Raw genomic sequence first — 19,239 nt, forward strand, 5'->3', positions numbered from 1 at the left:
CGGGGCGAGCCATGCGGCGGTGCGGCATCGTGATGGATCACCTCGACGGGCACGTGTGGCTGCGCCGCAGCCGAAGTGAAGTGCTGTGAAAACCGTTACAGCGGCCGGTTTTTGGTGTTCTGTCAGCGGCGGGTCTTAAGGTGTCGGGTGTCGGGCGACACATCTGACGGCGTATGAGATCCAGGGGCGGGGGAGATGGCCCAGATCATCCCGATCGGTGAGCCGGCTAACGAAGCCGAGCTCATGGTGCTGCGCCATCTGCGGGAGCACGCGCCGGACGACTGGATAGTCGTTGCCAACTTCGAGTTGCCGTACGGGCCTGGGCGGCCGGTGTTCGAGGTGGACCTGGCGATCATCGCGGACCACGCCGTCTACCTTGCGGACACTAAAGGCGTGCACGGGCGGGTCGAGGTGCGGGGCGGGCGCTGGTATCCGCAGGGGGCGCCGTTTGCCAGCCCGGCGCGCAAGATCCGCAGCCATGCACGGGTCGCCGCGACTCTGCTCGGGCAGTCCGGGGCCGGGGGCGGCAAGCTCGGTTCGGTTTGGTGCGAGGGGCTGGTGATCCTGCCCTACCCGGGCTCCGCGCTGCACGATCCGGACGGTCGCGACGAGCCGAGTACCCATCACCTCGACGAGTTGGTGCCGTTCCTCAAGCGTCACCTCCCGCCCGGGAACAGACCCACTGGGGATATCTCTGCGCTGCGTGCGGACCTGGCGCGGGTCTTCCAGGCGGAGACTCGCCCGCCGTCCGGACGGCGGCGCTTCGGCCACTACGAGGTGGTGGAGGCCCTCCACGAGGCCGACCCGGGCGAGCAGGCCGGGGACGATGATGATCTCGCCAGCCGCGTCTCCGTATACCGGGTACGGTTGGCGGACCAGCCGCAGTCGGGGACGTACATCCTCCAGGCCCACGCCGTCGACCCGCTGCTGCCGGACAGCGAGCGATCCACCGCGCACGCGCGCATCGGCAACCCCATCCAAGCGCTCAATAAGCTTCCGGCTTGCCCGAACATCGTCCCGTGCGTCACGTCGTTCCCGCTGGATGAAGGGGAGGGGTACGCCGTCGTCCTGAAGGATGTCCTTGCCGAGGCGTTGCGGGTCAAGCTCGACGCGAAAGGGCAGGGGGCGCTCGGCGCCGACGCCAAGCGGCGCATCGTGGACGGGGTGCTCAGCGGGCTTGCCGTCGCGCACGCACACCGCGTAGTGCACCGGTACCTCAGCCCGGATACGGTGCTCGTCGGTCGCAACGGCGTCGCCATGCTGACCGGCTTCGACTACGCGCACCCTGGCCCCCCTCGCCCGCGCGAACTCACCCGCGGCATGGAGGCGTACAACCACCAGATCCCGGCCTACCTCGCCCCCGAGTGCCACCAGCGTCCCGGTACGTTCTCTCCCGCTGCCGACCTGTACGCGGCCGGCGTGCTCTTCCACGAGCTCTACACCGGCGAGCTGCCGTCCCTGGAAGCAGGCAGCATACTGCTGGACAGCCTCGACGAGGCCGACCGCATTGGCCCCGAACTCACGTTCATCATCCGTGGATTGCTGTCCGCCGATCCCGCCGACCGGCCACTCGCCCGTGAGGCGATCCGAAGGCTGGAGCAGGCCGACGCCGGACGCTCCCGCGCTCAGGTCCGGCGCCAGGAGCTGGAGCAGCCCGGTGATCCCTTCGACTGGCGCAATCCGCGCAGCTACGCCGACCTCCCGGAAGGTTTTCGGCTCACCGAGAAGTTCCGGGTGCGCAGCCAGCTGGGTCAGGGGCAATTCGGTGTCGTCTACCGGGTGTTCAACACTCTCGACGACACTGACGAGGTCCTGAAGATCCTCACCAAGGGACGCGAGTCCGCCGAGGAACGCCTCAAAGTCGAGTACCGCATTCTGCGGAAACTCCCTCCGCACCCCAATCTCGTGCGTCTCATCGATGCCGAGTGGCTGCCCAAGAGCGGTTTTCCCTACCTGCGCATGGAGTTCGCCGAAGGGAAAGACCTGAAGCGCGTCCTCGACGAGAAGCACACTCTCGGTCCGGCCGACGTAAGCAAGCTGCTCGATGACTGCCTGTCCGGCCTTTCCCATCTGCACGTCAACGGTGTCTTCCACTGCGACATCAAGCCCAGCAACCTTCTGTGGACAGTGGACGGCGCCCGCATTCTCGACTTCAACGCGGCTGTCTCCTCTGACTCCACGCTCACCCCCGTCCTCGGGTCGCCTCGCTACCTCGCGCCCGAGGCCACCGGTCTCAAGCGGCCCAGCCGAGAAGAGCTCACCGATCTCGACCTGTTCGCCCTGGGCATCTCCGCATACGAGGCGCTCACCGGTCGCTATCCGTGGAAAGACCAGGAGACCCCGCCGCGCGGCGCGGAGCCGCTCGACCCGCGAAGGCTGCCTGGACTCGCCGATCTCGCGCCCGAGTTCACCGCCGTCCTGCTCCGTGCCCTCGCTCCGCGCCGCTTCCAGCGCTACCGCGACGCCGAAGAGTTCCACTCCGCGCTGACCGCCGTGCAAGAGGTGCGGATCGTGCCACCCGCCCCAGCAGCGAAGCCCCACACAGCCCCGGGCGCTGACGACACAGCGGGGAGCAACCCGTTCGTCAGCCACCTGCAGACGCTATACAGCCAGAACGCCCGCACCAATGCGGGCACCCGCGGCCAGGACCCGGCAGCGCTCCCCCTCTACGTCGAAACCGCCCTCGACACCCGGCTGCGCCCTGACGTCCTCGCGGGGCGTCACCGGCTCGTGATCATCACGGGAAATGCCGGGGATGGGAAGACGGCCTTCCTGGAGCACCTCGCCGACGAGGCGCGCCACCTCGACGCCGTCTTCGGCGAACCCCGCGCCAACGGTGACGACTTCACCCTGAACGGCCGTTCCTTCCACACCAACCACGACGGCAGCCAGGACGAGGGTGACACAGACAACGACACCGTGCTGGACGCCTTCCTCGCGCCCTACCAGGGGGAAGACCCCACCGCCTGGCCCGAAGACCAGACCCGGCTCATCGCCGTCAACGAAGGCCGGCTCGTCGACTTCACCACCCGACACGAGGACCGCTACCCGCTGCTCGCCTCTACCGTCCAGGAAGGGCTGCGCACCGGCCGTGCGGCGCACGGCCTCACCGTCGTCAACCTCAACGCCCGCGACATCCTGGCCGATCCGGAGGGCGCCGGGTCGATCATGCATCGCATGGTCGCCGCTCTTGCCGACGAGCGGCACTGGGAGGCGTGCGCGTCCTGCACCCTCGCGCCGCGCTGCTACGCCCTCCACAACGCCCGAACCTTTGCTCACCCCACAGCCGGGCAACAGGTCACCGAGCGGCTCGCCACGCTCTACCGCACGGTGCACCTGCGGGGCCGCCTCCACATCACCCTGCGCGACCTGCGCTCAGCCCTCGCGTACACCTTCACCTCTGGCCGTGACTGCGCCCAGATTCAGGCGCTGTACGCGAGAGACGAGCCCGCGGCAGCCCAGGACATCCTCGACAGCCTGTACTTCACCAGCTGGGCCGGAATCCACACCGGTGAGACTGCCACCGGTGCCCCCCGTCCCGGCGAGCGTGACCGGCTCCTCAGCCAGCTGCGCGAGCTCGACGTCGCGGCCGTGCCCACTCCACAGCTCGACCGGCGCCTCGACTACGCCGGCCCCACCGCCGACCACGCACTTGTCTCCTTCGACCAGCGCGGCGACCTCGACGAGCGGTTGCTCACCGCGGGCTTCCGGGCCCTTCCCCGCACCCATCTCGCCGACCGTGCCCAGATCTCCGCACACCGCGCCTACCTTGCGGCCGCCCGGCGCCGCTTCTACTTCGAAAGCCTCGACGCCACACGCTGGACCAGTCTGCTGCCCTACCAGGCCGCCGACCGCTTCCTGCGTCTCTTGGCCGCCCGTCAGCCCGGCCCCGAGGAGCTCGACCAGGAGCTCGCCAGGCTCATCGAGGCGATCAACCGCGGGGAAGGGATGCCGCGCGCCGTCGGCAGGTGGGGCAGACATCTCGCGCTCCAGGTGCGCTCCGTGCCCGGCGGCACTCTGCGCAGCCACCGGCTGTTCCCTGCCGACAGCTTCACCCTCGCTGTTGCCGAGCCGCCCTCCTCGTCGTATGTGGAATCCAGCCCCCGCGAACTCGTGATCCGGCACCACCCCGAGGGTGGCCAGGCACACCGTGCCCAGCTGGTCATCCGCCTCGACCTGTATGAGCTGCTCGACAGGCTGCACCGAGGTCACCAGCCCGGCGTCGAGGACCGCCAGGGGCAGAACCTCGCCCTGGCCGTCTTCAAGAACGCCCTGGCAGCCACCTCCTACCAGGAGGCCCTTCTCAATGCGCCCGGATCGCCGCCCTACCAGCTCAGCCGACTCGCCGACGGTGCCCTTCGCCTGGCCCCGGCGCTGCCGCACGCTGACGAGCCCGGCCCTGGCAGACCTGACACCGGCCGAGCGGATGCGGAAGGGGCGCGCTGATGGCACTGCGCCGACGCGACACCGAGTTCAAGCACCTCGGTGTCTCCTATTTGGACTTCAAGCGCGTGCAGATGGACCGGGTACTCACCGGCTTCCTCATGCGCCTCAACCACAAGGGACTGACCAGCCGCATGGTTCGGCGCAACAACCTGTCGGTGCCGGAGTTCGCAGGCGAGTTCACCGACGAGCGCCATGCGGACAAGTTCCAGGGTTTCGCTGATCACCCCGACATGGCCCGGCGGTGGGTCGAGACCCAACTCCTCGACATGGTCAACCGAGGTAGGCCCACCCAAGCGGTCGCCGGCCTGCGCCCCCTGCATGGCCTCACCTACAAGTTCCGCGACTACTACCACTCCCGCCCCTACGGAGCCGACGCCCAGCTCTACCAGATGCTGCGATACGCCCGGGGCCCCTACGGCGCGCTCGCGCTCGACCAAATCCGGAGGTTCTTCTTCACCGGTCTCGACGCCACGAACTCACCACCTGCGCAGGCAGCTCCCATCGACATTGAGACCCAGGCGGTCCTCCACCTCAATAGCCAGGTCAGGGCGGACAGCCCGCACAGTGTCAAAGGCTGGTACTCGGCACCCCCGCTGTGCGTGGGACAGGCCGACCTCCTTGCCGACGATGTCGTACGGCTGCTGTCTCTCAAGGATCTACTGCCCCGAATCACGATGGTCGAGTACCTGAAGATCCTCTTCGCCTTTCACCTTGCCCTTGGCCAACTCAAGACGATGAAACTGCTACCGCAGGCCGTGGCCCGTTCGGCGGCCGACCCAGCCTGCGGCCATGACCGCTGCCCGGCCACTGCCGACGCAGCTGATCCGCTCGCCGGATGCCCCTTCCGCGTCGGACTCTTCGTCGACGTCGCCAGTGTGCCCGGCACTCCGGTCGCCGAACTCGCCGAGCGCAGCGCCGAGCACTGGCTGCGCCGCATCCCCGACTTCGTCCGCGCCGCCTACGGCGTCCGCAAGCTCGATGAGTTCGCCGAACACCTCGTCGGCCAGGGCAAGGAAACCAAGCCGGCACGAGGGCATTTCACCGTGCCCGAGCTGCTGCGCTTCGGTACCGACGACTACAGCAGGCCGCGCGAGGAGTTCTTCGGCTCCCGGCTCACCTCGATCACGGACGACACCCCCGTCAGCGAGCAGCCGGAGGAGGTCCGTCCCCTGCTGGACGAATCCATGAGGCTCGATCCCTTCGAGCGGTACCTAGAACTCCTGATGGCCTACCGGGGCCACTACCACCACAAGTACATCATCGACACGATTGACGCGCTGCTGCTCAAGAGCAGGCCAGGGGCGGCAATCGCCCAGCCCCACGGGGGCCATCGCCGATTCGTTCTGGACAGTGCCCTGCTGGAGGTGCTGGTGCAGGTGGCGCTGCTGCGTGTCAACCCCCGCGGCAGCTCCTCCCCGTACACCCACCACACCGTCTCCCTCCGGCTCGACGAGTTTCTCGCCCTGCTGCGTAACCGGTACGGCCTGTATGTCGACCGCTTGCCGGTTTCTGACGGGTTCAGCCCGGCGGGCATTGAGGAGCAACCGGCTTTGCAGGCCAACACCGAGGCGTTCACGACGCGGATGCGTGAGATCGGCTTCTACGACGACCTCTCGGACGCCTATCTCACTCAGGTGATCACCCCGAGATTCACGATCACCGAAGACGGCCAGGTCACTACGGGCGGAAGGTAGACGCGGACATGGGACGCGGACTGGTGGAGATCACAGAAGCCAACTGGCGGCAGGCCCTTGAGCACGTCATGCTCCCGCGTCTTGCCGAGCTGCTGCGCACTCGCGAACCAGGCCACTGCATGCGCATCGGCGCTCTCGATGCTGAGCTCGCTGCCCGCCTTACGCGCGGCCTGCGTTCGGCCGTGCCCGATGCCCAGGCGTACACCCTGGCGAACAAAGCCAACGGTGACGACACGTACATCACCAGCACCAAGCTCGTCGAACTGCGCAACCCAGATGAGCAGGGGCAGCTTCGGCCACCGCTGCTGGTATTCGTGCCGCCCGGGACCAAGGCCAGCGCGGAAGACTCCTTCTCCATCGCCACCTTCGAGGAAGTCTCCCTGCGGGAGGTGCACACCTGGCTGAAGCGGAACCTGCTCAAGGATGTCCCCGAGCTGCTGGCTGCCGGTGTCGAACAGCTCCTCGCCGAGACGGCCGACGCCGGAGACCGGACTGCCGCCCGGTATCTGCTCACGCTGAAGGAGAACGAGTACCACCCGGAGGCCGCTGGAGCGAGCATCCATCTGCTGGGCCTCATCCCGGACTTCCACCTCTACGCCGAACCGTCCCTGGTTGTCACCAAAATTCAGCGCAACAGGCGGACCGTAAAGAAGCTCACCGAGAGCTCTGCCACCGACCGGCAGCGCATCCTCGCTCTCGGCCTGCCACGCAACTCGGACGAACACCAGCTCTTCCTGCGCCGCCTCGTCGATTTCGCGGCAGCGACAGGGCTCTCCGATCCGCGGCGCTGGTGCCGGGCCATTGCCGCCGATCCGGAGAACTGGCCGCTCGCCTTCCACCACTGGCCGCAGGAGAACGACCCGGCCGACCAGAACGTACGCATCGAGGTCGACGACCTGAACGCCCTGCCCAAAGCCGGCGAGAACAGCGAGGACCTGCGAAACCACCCAGCCCTGGACCGGCTCTTCGGACAGCCCTACCTCTTGCCTGGAGGGCTCTCTTCCCTGCCCGTCACCTTCACCGTGGAGCCCGAGCCCCGAAGCATCACCGGAATCAAACGCTTCAAGATCGAAATCTGCGTCGAGACCGGAGACGCGGACGACAGTGCCCCGGTGGCCACCCCCACGGGGCTCACCGCGTCCGTGCCCGTGACTGTCAAGACCAAATCGGTACTCAAGAAACCCGTCAAGCTCAAGAAGGGACGCCGGAGCGCCGATTGGGAGGAGGGCTGGCACTTCGTCCGTGTCACTCCTCTCGACGGCAACGACGACGTGATGAATCTCGCCTCGGGCGGGCAGACCGCGGGCCGCAAGCCGTACGAGAGCGACCGCTTCTACGTGATCCCCGAGGGCGAGTTCGACGAACCGCCAGCCCAGCGCGGCCAGCACGCGCCCGGCCTCGCCCAAGCGGTCAACCGGCTGCGCTTCACCGCGCTCGCTGACGGACGCTCCCCCGACCGCGTGCAGTGCCGCGAGGTCGGTTGGGGACCGCGGAGCAGTCCTAAGACTCGGTCGCTGTTGGCGTCGTTCGGGCCGGCGGGACGCGTCACCATCGACCTGCCGAGAATCCTCGCTGACGCACAACAGCGCATCCTGCGCGATCCGTACGCCTTGTACGGGCCGGAGGTCACGGTGGACGCGGCGGGGGTTGCCACCCTCTCCGAGCCCACCGAGGCTACGGCCAACGCGCCTCTCGACGGCCCCCTGCGCGACTATGCCCTTGCGAGGGCAGAGCTTTTCAGCCGCTTCATCGTGCGCGAATCCCCGGACGGCACGGGAGACGTCCTGGTCGTGGAGGGGGTGGATCCACGGACGCTGCGCGAGGCCGTGGAGGCGTACGCTGAGGCGTATCTGTCCGCTGTCACTGCCTGCGTGCGGGCCCTGGACCGGCCCAACACCCCCGATGCTCAGCGGCGGTTGGCCGCACTGCACGGCCTTCTGCGCACCGACACCCTTGCCGTCCGCCTGCACGACACGGACGGCAGCCGACGCACTGTGATTCTGGTCGCGCCGACCCACCCCCTGCGCCTGCTATGGCTGAGCGGGCAGGCGGCCTTGGCCGACCTCTGGCTCGGCAGTCTCGAGGGGACCTCGGGGGGAGTAGTCCGAGCGCGGCTGGACAGCCTGGAGCGGCGGCTCGCTCCGCTGGGCTATCCGCTCGCTGTTCCGCTGGATTCCGGGGAACTCGCCTTCGCCAGCAGCCCTTTGAGCGACTACTGGCAGGTGTGCCTGCCCAGCGAAGCCGAAGACCCCCGTGAAGTAGTGGCGCGGGTGGCGGACGCGATGGGTGTCGACGCGGCGGCAGCGGCGGGCGGTGTGAGTGGAGACGAACTCGCCGACCGCGTGGAGAAATACATCCGTCTCCATCCCTATGTCGACAGCCTCGTGATCAACGCGCTCGGCGCGGGCCACGGTGAACTCCTCGCCGACATGCTGATCTCCCTCCAAGAGCGCCGCCACCTGTCCCATCTCCACTACACCGTGCGGCTCTTCGCCGCCGCGCCGGACGATCCGTGGACGGGTTCCGCTCTTACCGATCTGATGGCTCCGGCGAGCGGTTCGCGTTCAGCGGCCGCCGAGGCGTTCGCAACCCCTGGAGACCACCCGCTGCGACCCAAGCTGTCGGTGGTGATCCGCGATGCGACGGAACTCTCGACGTCGGTAGACGACTTTCCTGCGCACCTCACCTTCCTCTTCAACCCCTTCGGCGGTGAGAGCCATGACATCGCGCGTGGACGCGAGGGCACCGGGCGGGTCGCCGTCCACGGCCTCGTTCAGCAGATGGCCACCGAGTACCGGGAGGACGACGAGATCGCCGAATGGACCCGGCAACCCCGGCACGGTGTGACCGACCCGGTCACGGGGGCCGAGACGACGGGAGACCTTCTCGCAGGCCTGCCGAGAGTGCTGTCCGCTGCCCTGGTCGCGGCGAGCGCCGGCGAGCACCGGCCAGGGATGCTGCCGCAGATAACGGTCCGCCTGACCTCGGAGGACCGGAACCTCCTGCACGATGTTCACCGGATGAGTGACTGGGTCGTCACTGTGGACCGCACCCTCGGCGTTGAGTACTTCGATCACGGTCGGCGCGGACGCGCAGAGTACATCATCGACCATACGACCACGTCCCATGGCGGACTCGGGCACCAGATCGTCGTCTCCTCAAGGTCGTTGGACGAGATGAAGGCGCTCCTCGGACCCGTCCTCGCCGACCGTGCTCTCGGCATCCCCGAACGGCACATCCGGACCTTCTTCGACCAGTTGCGGGAGCTGTCCGGCAGCCTTGTGTTCAAGCTCGCGGCACTCGGTGAGAGCCAGCGCACCGAAGTCCTCGGTCTCGCCCTCACGCGCCTCTACCTCGGGGCACGCAAAGCCTTGCGCAACCAGATCCTTGTCCCCCTCGACATCCACCCCGAGCTCTACGATGAGGAGCGCAGTCGAGCAGCGGCGGGAGATTCGGAAGTCCGACTGCACCGTACGGACCTTGCCCTCTTCGATCTCGATGCCGAGCGGAGGACAGTGGTCTGCCGTCTGCTGGAGGTCAAGTGCCACACTGGCGGGGGCATCAGCACGTACCAGAGTAAGCGACAGCAGATCATCCGCCAGATCGAGAACAGCGAGCGCGTCCTCGGTCGGCGGTTCGACCCGGTACACGGACGTGCCGACCGTCCGCTCCAGAACGTAGAGCTGCGGGCACTACTGGACCAATATCTCGCCCGCGCAGGTCGGTACAGACTCTACGACCAGCAAGCAATGGACGAGGCACGCTGGCTCCTGGAACGCCTCGACCACGGCTACCGTCTCGAATTCACCCGCAGTGGAATCGTGTTCGACCTTTCCAAGGATGGCCTCGACACCGACCAAGAAGAGGGGGTCGCGTTTCACCGCATCGGCCGGGACCAGGCGGTGCGCCTGCTCGACGCCATAGAGACGGAATACCTTCCTGACTCCGCGAATGCCGCTCGGGTTGAGCCCGAGCTGCCGGGGCTGGAGGCACTCGACCGGCTGGCCGATGATTCCACCGCTGGGGCAACCACCCGGCTCAAGCCCCGCGCGCGTAACCGGCACATCCCCGAGGAACCCGCTCCTCTGTCCGACGATCCGGACGAGGACGAGACTGAGCTCTCCGGTGTCGCAGACGGCGACAGGACTGATTGTGTGCAGGACGCCGCACCGATGGTCACCGATCAGGTCGCGAGCGAGCGGGATAGCCGCGGGAGTTCCGCCGGCACGATCGATGAGTCTGGATCGGCAGCTCTCTCGCCGCATGCGAACACGCCCGAGAAGCAAGAGAAACAAGGTGACACACGTGGGAGCTCCGGCCCGGAGGGCGCCCTACCCAATGTACCGGAGACCGGGGATCCGGACATCGTTCTCGGCGTCTCCCGCCCGTCCCCGCAGTTCGGTCTGCTCGGCATGAGCGCAGGGCGCAACGTCGCCCTCGACCTAAATGAGACCCATGCGATCAGCCTGTTTGGAGTGCAGGGCGGCGGCAAGAGCTACACCTTGGGATCGGTGTTGGAGATGGCGAGCCTGCCGGTGGCAGGGGTCAACCGACTGACGAGCCCGCTGGCGAGCATCGTCTTCCACTACAGCGAAACCTCGGAGTACGAACCTGAGTTCCTCAGCATGATCCACGCCAACAGCGACGAGGGGCAACGAGAGGCCCTGCGCCGACGATACGGCGCACAGCCCGCCGGCCTGGATGACGTCGTCCTGCTGGTTCCCGAGGAATACGTGGAGGAGCGTCAGGCCCAGTACCCTGACGTTCTCGTGCATCCCCTGGCCTTCGCCGCGGCCGAACTGAAGATTGCCCACTGGAAGTTCCTCATGGGAGCCGTCGGTAACCCGTCAGGATATATCCGGCAGATGGGCAGAATTATCAAGGCGAACCGAGCCGATCTGACTCTGGACGCCGTCCGCCGCGGAGTCGAGGATTCGCACCTCGATGAGCATCTGAAGAGAAAGGCCAGGGAACGGCTCGATCTCGCGGGCGATTTCATCGATGATTCGGTGCGCATCAAGGACCTCGCGAGGCCGGGCCGTATGATCATTGTAGATTTGCGCTCCGACGACATCGAGAAGGACGACGCGCTCAGCTTGTTCGTCGTCCTGATGCACCTATTCTCCGAGACGACCGATGAGGGGCATCTCTTCAACAAGCTCGTCGTCTTCGACGAGGCTCACAAGTACGCCGACAGCGGTGATTTGGTGAACGGACTAGTGTCAAGCGTGCGCGAGATGCGACACAAGGGCATGTCCGTGATCGTCGCTAGTCAGGACCCGCCGTCAGTGCCGTCCGAGCTGATCGAGCTTTCCACCCACATGGTGTTGCACAGGTTCACATCGCCAGCCTGGCTGAAACACCTTCAGAAGGTCAATGCGGCGTTGTCGGGCCTGAACCCGGAGAAGTTGGCTGCGCTCAGACCGGGCGAAGCTTACGTGTGGTCAGGGAAGGCGACGGATGAGGCGTTCGCCAGGGGGGTCGTCAAGGTCGATTGCCGCCCGCGCGTGACGCAGCATGGGGGAGGGACGCGGACTGCCCTTGGGTAAGAGACGATGGAGTACGAAGTGCCTTGCCAATTCTGTCTATTGGAAGCCTGAAGAGCTCTCCTCAAAACAGGTCACAAGACACTTCGCTGATTCTGCCCCGTCCTGGCCGAACCCCACGCGACGGATCCGGCTCAGCAAGCAGGGCTTGATCAAGTTCTGTAGTTGCCCGGGTCGCTGGTGATGCCCAGCCCTGGATTGGGGGTGCTAGTTGGGGTTCGACCTGGCAGAAGGCGTCGGCACCCACCTGGGAGAAGCCGGGTATGAGCAGGTCACGTGCGATGCCGGGCCGGTGCCGCAGGGCCTGTCCGGCAGATGACGCAGGCGCTCACTTCGGCGTGCGAGCGGCCGTGCTGCCCGTCGGGTCCTTTCAGGCTGTTCACGGTCCGGTCGGCTCGGCGGCAGGCGGGGCCTCGCGGCCGGAGGGAGGCGCCGAGGAGGTCGCCGACGGGGGGTCGGCCTCCGAAGGATGGCGCAGGGCGACAGTGGGGTCGATGGTGTAGCGGTTGCGGCGGCCGACCCGGGTCCGGGTGACGCTTGAGGAGATTCCTCCCGATACGGGAAGGCTCTTGGCGTTATGACCCGAATGTTCTCCTGGCGTGCCCCCGGCAGCGCCCCGCCCCGCACGGGCGGGCCTCGCCCAGCCGGTGGCGGCGGTGCTGACCGACCGGATGGACGACGTGGCGGTGGCCGAAGCCGCCGCCCGGCTGGCGTTGGCCCGCCGCGGCCCGCTGCTGCTGATCGTCGTGATGCCCCGCGCCCGCCGCAAACCCGCAGGACTGGACGCGTTCACGCTGATCGGGGCCGCGGCCCTGCGCGGCGGGTCCTACGTACACCCGGTCGCCCCCGCCGCCCGGGCACCCTGCGGTCAGTCTCGCCCTGACCGCCCCTCCTGCTCGTGACCTGGCCCGCCCTGGGAGAGGAACCCTTCGCGATGAATGACCCGTCGTTTGCCGTCCCGGTGTGGGTGTGGGCCGCGGTCACCGTCGGCATCGGCATCATGCTCGCCGTCGACCTGCTCGCTCACCGCGACAACCACGTGATCGGCTTCCGTGAGGCCGCCATCTGGAGCGGCGTCTGGATCGCCATCGGCCTCGGCTTCGGGCTCATCCTCTGGGCGTGGCAGGGCGGGGAGGTGTCCTCCACCTACTACGCCGGCTACCTGATCGAAAAAGCCCTGTCGATCGACAACGTCTTCGTCTTCGCGCTGGTCTTCTCCTTCTTCGCCGTCCCCGACGCCTACCAGCACAAAGTCCTCTTCTGGGGCGTCATCGGGGCGCTCGCGGCGCGGCTGGTGTTCATCTTCGTCGGCGCGGAGCTGCTCCAGGTGTTCTTCTGGACCGCCTACCTCTTCGGCGCGTTTCTGCTCTGGACCGGCTACAAGATGGCTGTCTCCAAGGACGAAGAGGTCCACCCCGACCGCAACCCCATCGTCCGCCTGGTCAAGAAGCTCATCCCGACAGACCCCAAGTTCCACGGCGACAAGTTCTTCCTCCGCGTCAACGGCAAGCGGGTCGCGACCCTGCTGTTCGTGGTCCTGGTCGCCATCGAGGCCACCGACTTGATCTTCGCCGTCGACTCCGTCGCCGCCGTCCTGGCCATCACCACCAGCACCTTCCTGGTGTGGACCGCCAACGCCTTCGCCGTCCTGGGCCTGCGCAGCCTGTACTTCTGCCTCGCCGGACTGCTCCGCCGCTTCGCCTACCTCCACTACGGACTCGCGGTCCTGCTCGGCTTCGCAGGGATCAAGCTGATCCTGTCCGAGACCCCGGTCGGGAAGCTGCCCATCCCGCTCACCCTGGGTGTCATCGCCGGCACCATCACCGTCTCCATCGCCTGGTCGCTGATCGGTACCCGCAACCAGCCCACCGACAGCGACGACGACCCGGCCAGGACCGGCGGCGGTTCCGGCGGCGGCGGGACGGCTCCCGCACCCGGTCAGCCCGGTGCCCCGCGCCGCTCGGACGGGAAGGACGGCCGATGACCACGACCTGTTTCGGTGCGTTCCGCTTCCACGGGTGGGCGGCGGTGGCGTACGGACTCCTTGTCCGTGACGTACGGCCGGTGACGTCCGGCACGGCGTCCCGGAGGGGGCCGGTCTCCGCGGGGACCGGCCCCCTCCGCGTGTCTCTTCCCGCGGTACGGCGGGGCCGCCCGGGGCACGGCCCGGGTTTGTTTGCGTATCCGTGGTTCCGCCGGTCCGTATAGGCCCGTCCGTACACGCGCGAGTACTTTCCGGGTGATCGACCGCACGGGCTTGCGCTTCGCGCCCGTTCTATCGCGGCGACGTCCACGACGGGCAGAGCGTGCCGACGGGGCTCGTCGCGCCCCCAGACGAGGAGTTTGTCATGCGCACGTCGTTCAGAAGACTCGCCGGGGCTTCCGCCCTGGTGTTCGCCCTGGTCGCCGCGTACCCGGCCGCGGCCAGCGCGGGTGAGGGCGCCGACTCACCGCGTACCGGGACCGCCCGGGTCCAGCAGGTCTCGGGCGACTCGGAGTCCACCGCGGACGCCGAGGGCGCGAAGGCCGCCGAAGCCGAGGCAGCCAAAGCGGACAAGGCAGCCGAAGCAGCCGAGGACGGGAAGGCCCCCGGTGACGGGAAGATCGTCGACGGCGTCTCGCCGAAGCTGAAGGAGAAGCCGGACGGCCCGAAGGCGGCCTGGGGCTACCAGATCATGCCCTCGTGCGCCGGCCTCGAGGGCCTGATCCGCCAGGGCGCCAACTTCTGGCAGGGCGCCACCGAGACACCCGGCAGCGGCAAGCCGGTCGAGTGCACCACCAGCCTCATCGCCGACTGCTTCGGTACAGCCAACGCCGTCGGGTGCAACTACGGCCCGGGCCAGATGATGCTGCTCTCCACGCAGGTGAGCGACTTCGCGCTCCTCGCCGCGCACGAGTTCGGACACGAGTGGCACCCCCACTCCGCGGCGGGCTGCATGAACTGGGCGAGCGCCTACGAGGTCATGCGACCGACGATCTGCTGACACCGACCGGTGGCGGGCGGGCCGGACGCGTACGAGGCGTCCGGCCCGCTCCGTCGTCAGCTGCCCGTGCCTGTGTCCGGGCCGCGGTCCGCCCGTCCGCGCGGCGCCCGCTCCGCCAGCTCCTGCCGGAGGCCGACGCCCAGCTTGCGCATGGCCCGCGAGACGTGCTGCTCCACCGTGCGCGGCGACAGATGCAGCGTGGCTGCGATCTCCCGGTTGGTGAGCCCGCCGGCGGCCAGTTCCGCGACCTCGGCCTCACGGGGGGACAGCTTCTCCGCGTAGGCCGGACGCCCCCGGGGCCGCCTCCCCGCCGCCGGGTGACGGGCGCGCAGGGCGGCCCGCACGCGTGCGGCGTCCCAGGAAGCGCCCAGGCGGCTCAGCACCTCCACGCAGGCGGTCACTTCCTCGACCGCGGCGTCCACTGCGCTGCCCGTACCGAACGCGCAGCGGCCGGCACCCTCTGCCATCAGCGCCTGCGCATACGGGTACGAAAGCTGCCCGTAGGCCGCGCCCGCCTCCCTGAACAGGGCCAGTGCCTCCTGCAGTTCACCGTCCGCCTCCGCCAGGACGGCGCGGCACTGCAACAGGGCGGCATCCGCCGCAGGGGCGTCCCGTCCGGTCAGACCACTCGCGAACTGTGCCACCAGTCTCCCCGCGGTCCGGCGCCGGCCTGCGCGGACGTGGGCCTCCGCGGCCCAGGGCGCCAGTTGGGCGCCCCAGACCCACACCCCCTTCTCGGCGAGCCACGTCCAGGCCGACGCCGCCGCCGACGCCGCGGACCCGGTGTGCTCCCGGGCGAGGAGAAGCCGGATGCGGGCTCCCGCCGCCGTGGCGGCCACAGGCGTCTCGCATCCCTCGTAGGACGAAGGGTCGCCGGGCGGAAGCCAGTCGTCCGCCGCAGCCCACTCGCCCTTCGCCAGGGCGAGCAGGGCGAGTACGACGCGGGCGTTGTGGGTGATGCCGTCCTCCGCGACCATGCCCGTGCACCGTTCCGCGAGACCGTCCCAGGAACCGGTGAGCCAGTCGCGGAAGAGGGCGGTGCCGCTGCCGACCCGTCCGAGGAACGGCGCGTCGCTGCGGGCGGCCAGCTCCAGCCCCTCACGCAGCAGTCGGGCACCACGCCGGTGGTGGCCCAGGTACACGGCGCCGCTCGCGGTGTTGCAGAGGGCCCGTGCCGCCTGCTGAGCGTCCGCAAGGGCAGAGCTGTGCCGGGGGAGCCGTTCCACGAGCGGCCAGGCGCCGGGGTCACCGGTGGTCATCAGCAGCGTCGCGCGGCTCGCGGCGGCTGCGGTGAGCGCTGTGGAGTCCTGTGACGCGGCGGCCGCCTCCTCCGCCCGCCGCAGCCAGCCGGAGTTCTCGGACAGGGAGGCACCGGGGAAGAACGGGTTGGCCAGCGCCGCCATCGCCAGCGTGGCCAGTGCGGGACGTTCCGACAACTCGCCTACAGCGCGCCGCACTTCCTCGCGACCCTCGTGGAAGCGCCGTTTCTGGTTGTGCAGCAGCAGGCCGAGTTCGAGCCGTATCTCGCCCCTGACGGCAGCCGGGAGCGTCGGGTCGGCAACGGTCCTCTGCAGCACCTGGACGGTTTCCTCCGTCCGCAGGCCGAGCGTGGCGCCCCGGGCGAGCGCCAGGGCCAGCCGCGCCCGCCTCTCCGGGGGCGCGTTTCCCTGCGCGAGCGCCTGTTCCAGCAGGGCGACGGCTGCCTCGTCCTCCGTGACGGTTCCGCCGCCGTCGCCGTCAGCCACGTGCTCCGTGGCCCGCAGCCACTCCTCGGTCCGGCCGCAGCCCTTCCAGTGGCGGGCGACGCGGGCCCAGGGCACGGACTCGCGGGCGGTGAGCAACGTCGCCGCCCTGTGGTGCAGTTGCTCACGCAGCGGCCCGGGCAGTTGCCGGTACACGGCCGACGCCGCGAGGGGGACGTCGAAGCCGTAGCGTCCCTCCTCCGTCTCCTGCAGGGCCGAGGCGTCCAGCGCCGCGACGAGCGCGGCCCGTCCGTCGTCGCCGTGCAGCCCCGCGACGGCGGCCAGGTCCTGTGCGTTCTCCGGCTGGCCGACCACGGCGGCCGCCCAGACGATCGGACGGTGCTCCCCGGGCAGGGAGTCGACCTGGCCGAGCACCGACTCGGCCAGCCGGACGGGCACCCCCACCTCGTCCACGTCCCTGACGGTGAAGTGCTGCTGCTCGCCGCCCGCGTCCCGCAGCATCCCCAGCAGGTCCACGAGCACCTGCGGCACCCCGCCGGAGCGCTGCCGCAGGCCGGTGACCAGCTCGCCGGAACAGCGTTGTGTCCCCAGCAGCTCCTCGGCTGCGCTCCGTACTTGCTGCTCGTCCAGGGGTCTCAGGCGCCATCGCGCCACCGACAGCCGCGCCGGGTAGTCCACTGCCTGTCCCAGCGGCAGCCCCCTGTTGGCCAGTTGTCCGGGCCGGTACGTCAGCAGGGCCGCGAACCGCCCCGCCGGTGGTTCGCGCAGCAAGCCGCGCAGCACTTCCAGACAGCTCCCGTCCGCGTGGTGGACGTCCTCGGCGACGAGGAGGACGGGGCGGACGGGTCGGACGGATCGCACGGCGTCGAGTGCCGCTGTGAGAGTCCGCTGGGCGCTCGCTCCCGGCCCGGCGGCGGCCGGCGCCACGGCCTGTGCCGGACCCTCCCGGGAGCCCGGTCGCACCGGCTCGGAGACCACGACGGCTCCGGACGCCCGGAAGGAGACGGTCAGCCGCGCCGCGGACCGCGCCTGCGGCAACCGGGTCAGATGCTGCACCAGCCGGCTCTTTCCCATGCCGGCGGCTCCCTCGACCAGCAGCAGCGTAGGGTGCCCGGTCCCGTCCAGCGCCTCCGTCAGCCGCGCCTCCCATGCCCGTTCGCACACGACAGGCCGCTCCTCGTCATCGTTCCTCCCCGTGACGTTCGGTACGGGGAGGGGCTCGCACGCCTCCGCTGAGGTGACCGCTGCCTATCACACCGCCGCAGGGACGGACCAGGGCTCGCACCGGAGCCCCGGCCGCACCCCCACCGGAGCCCGGCACCGAGCTCCGGCCGGAGTCAGGGGTCCGGGGTCCGGAGTCCGGAGTCGGAGTCCCGCGTCCGACGCCCGCCCGGCACGGACGGTTGAACGCCGCGGCAACCCGTCCGGACAACCGTCCGTACCGGTCGGACGAGCACGCACGAGCAGCGAGATGTGGAGGCTTCACGGCCTTGTGTGGAGGCTCTGAGCAGCTACTCATCACTTCGGGTGAAACTCTGGGCGTACGTTGCGAGTCTCAACGGTGAGTTGCGAAGCTGTTGCCCATTGTCAACTTGACTACTTGTCGTGACTCTCGGGAACGGGGAGGGCACTCGTGCCATTCGGTGAACAGCCCGCCTATCTGCGCGTCGCCGGGGACCTTCGCCAGAAGATCGTCGGCGGTGATCTGCCGCCCCACACCCGGCTGCCCTCCCAGGCCAAGATCCGGGCTGCGTACGGCGTCTCCGACACAGTCGCCCTCGAAGCCCGCAAGGTGCTGATGGCCGAGGGGCTCGTCGAGGGGCGCTCCGGGTCGGGCACGTACGTGCGCGAGCACCCGGTGCCGCGCCGCGTCGCCCGTACCGGCTACCGCGCGCTGGGCGAGTCCACGCCGTTCCGGCAGGAGCAGTCCGACGAGGACGTGAAGGGCACCTGGGAGTCGCGCAGCGAGCAGGAGGACGCGAGTCCCCTCGTCGCGGAGCGGCTGCGCATCGAGCCCGGTGAGCGCGTGATGCGCACGCGGTACGTGTTCAGGGTCGAGGGGGAGCCCTCGATGATCTCCACCTCCTGGGAACCGCTGTGCGTGACGGGGCGTACCCCCGTGGTGCTGCCCGAGGACGGGCCGCTGGGCGGCAAGGGCGTCGTGGAGCGGATGGCGGCCATCGACGTCGTGGTGGACAACGTCGTCGAGGAGGTCGGCGCCCGCCCCGGACTGGCGGAGGAGATGATCGACCTGGGGGGCGTTCCCGGGCATTCGGTCCTGGTCGTGACCCGCACGTTCTTCGCGGGCGGACGCCCGGTGGAGACGGCCGACGTGGTGGTCCCGGCGGACCGCTTCCGTGTCTCGTACCACCTGCCCGTGAAGTGACGTCCGACGGCCGGGGCCGCGCTGGACGCCCCGGCCGTCGTGCGGTGCCTCTGGGTCCGTCCCGGCGCTTCGCAGCCGATCACCGCACCCGGGCGAACGTGTGGCCGAAAACCGTACCTCTTCGTGTAAAGCCGAATGCGCTGAGTGAGGACCAGGCGTAAGCTCCGGCATATGCGAAGCGTGAGCGGAGACGGCGAGGCTGTGCTGCCGTGGCATGTCATACGCGAGGACGGTGACGGCTACAGGTATCGCGTGGGCGGCTATTCCACCCGGACGGAAGCGCAGCTGGTCGCCGACCGCCTCGGCGGGAAGGGGGGTCGCGCGGCCGGAACGAGCCCCGGGGAGGGGAAGGGCGGCGGCCGCTATCTGGTCGAGCCCGCGAAGTGTGCGAGCGGCGAGTACGCCTGACTAGGCTCAAAATCGGGTATATGGACTACTAAGTCCTACTCGTCCGGAATGCCCGGACGGGTCAGCTACCCG

At 68.9% G+C, this 19,239-nt stretch carries 9 protein-coding genes and 1 pseudogene; 8 read left to right on the forward strand and 2 right to left on the reverse strand.

Translation table 11 applies throughout. The features are described 5' to 3' along the window. Positions 1 to 195: 195 nt before the first annotated feature. Genes mads6 through mads8 form a run of 3 tightly spaced genes read left to right on the forward strand, consistent with a single transcriptional unit; the run spans position 196 to position 11,689 of the window. Complete coding sequence (gene mads6, locus ACFPA8_RS05105; protein WP_386442938.1) at positions 196 to 4,446, forward strand: methylation-associated defense system protein kinase MAD6; 4,251 nt, start codon at positions 196 to 198, stop codon at positions 4,444 to 4,446. Then, positions 4,446 to 6,140, forward strand: coding sequence for a methylation-associated defense system protein MAD7 (gene mads7 / locus ACFPA8_RS05110; RefSeq protein WP_386442941.1), 1,695 nt, complete (start codon positions 4,446 to 4,448; stop codon positions 6,138 to 6,140). Before mads6 ends, mads7 begins: the two co-directional genes overlap by 1 nt. An 8-nt stretch (positions 6,141 to 6,148) precedes the next feature. After that, positions 6,149 to 11,689 carry a methylation-associated defense system ATP-binding protein MAD8 gene (gene mads8, locus ACFPA8_RS05115; protein WP_386442944.1) on the forward strand — a complete coding sequence of 1,847 codons (5,541 nt, stop codon included), beginning with the start codon at positions 6,149 to 6,151 and terminating at the stop codon, positions 11,687 to 11,689. Between the two features lie 419 nt (positions 11,690 to 12,108). Here mads8 and ACFPA8_RS05120 read toward each other — a convergent pair. Beyond that, a pseudogene (locus ACFPA8_RS05120) lies at positions 12,109 to 12,221 on the reverse strand (transcriptional regulator); the annotation flags it as partial. A 64-nt stretch (positions 12,222 to 12,285) separates the two neighbouring features. On the opposite strand from ACFPA8_RS05120, the gene ACFPA8_RS05125 reads away from it, so the two are divergent. The 3 genes from ACFPA8_RS05125 to ACFPA8_RS05135 all read left to right on the forward strand — a co-directional run bounded on the left by ACFPA8_RS05125 (position 12,286) and on the right by ACFPA8_RS05135 (position 14,670). Next, on the forward strand, positions 12,286 to 12,588 hold the full coding sequence (locus tag ACFPA8_RS05125; protein ID WP_386442947.1) for a hypothetical protein: 303 nt from the start codon (positions 12,286 to 12,288) through the stop codon (positions 12,586 to 12,588). Between the two features lie 32 nt (positions 12,589 to 12,620). Next, the gene (locus ACFPA8_RS05130) at positions 12,621 to 13,670 is read left to right on the forward strand and encodes a TerC family protein (protein WP_386442949.1); all 1,050 of its coding nucleotides are present in this window, start codon (positions 12,621 to 12,623) and stop codon (positions 13,668 to 13,670) included. Between the two features lie 364 nt (positions 13,671 to 14,034). Further along, positions 14,035 to 14,670 (forward strand): hypothetical protein, encoded by a 636-nt coding sequence (locus ACFPA8_RS05135; protein ID WP_386442952.1) that lies wholly within the window; start codon positions 14,035 to 14,037, stop codon positions 14,668 to 14,670. A gap of 56 nt (positions 14,671 to 14,726) precedes the next feature. On the opposite strand, the gene ACFPA8_RS05140 is transcribed toward ACFPA8_RS05135, so the two are convergent. Next, positions 14,727 to 17,537: a LuxR C-terminal-related transcriptional regulator gene (locus ACFPA8_RS05140; RefSeq protein ID WP_386442954.1), complete on the reverse strand. Its 2,811-nt coding sequence runs from the start codon at positions 17,535 to 17,537 to the stop codon at positions 14,727 to 14,729. 469 nt (positions 17,538 to 18,006) lie between these two features. On the opposite strand from ACFPA8_RS05140, the gene ACFPA8_RS05145 reads away from it, so the two are divergent. Together ACFPA8_RS05145 and ACFPA8_RS05150 are read left to right on the forward strand one after the other, a co-directional pair. After that, complete coding sequence (locus ACFPA8_RS05145) at positions 18,007 to 18,759, forward strand: GntR family transcriptional regulator (protein ID WP_386442956.1); 753 nt, start codon at positions 18,007 to 18,009, stop codon at positions 18,757 to 18,759. A gap of 171 nt (positions 18,760 to 18,930) precedes the next feature. After that, positions 18,931 to 19,167 (forward strand): SPOR domain-containing protein, encoded by a 237-nt coding sequence (locus ACFPA8_RS05150; protein WP_386442959.1) that lies wholly within the window; start codon positions 18,931 to 18,933, stop codon positions 19,165 to 19,167. Positions 19,168 to 19,239: the final 72 nt, after the last annotated feature.

This window comes from Streptomyces ovatisporus, from assembly GCF_042653885.1.
GTDB lineage: Bacteria > Actinomycetota > Actinomycetes > Streptomycetales > Streptomycetaceae > Streptomyces > Streptomyces ovatisporus.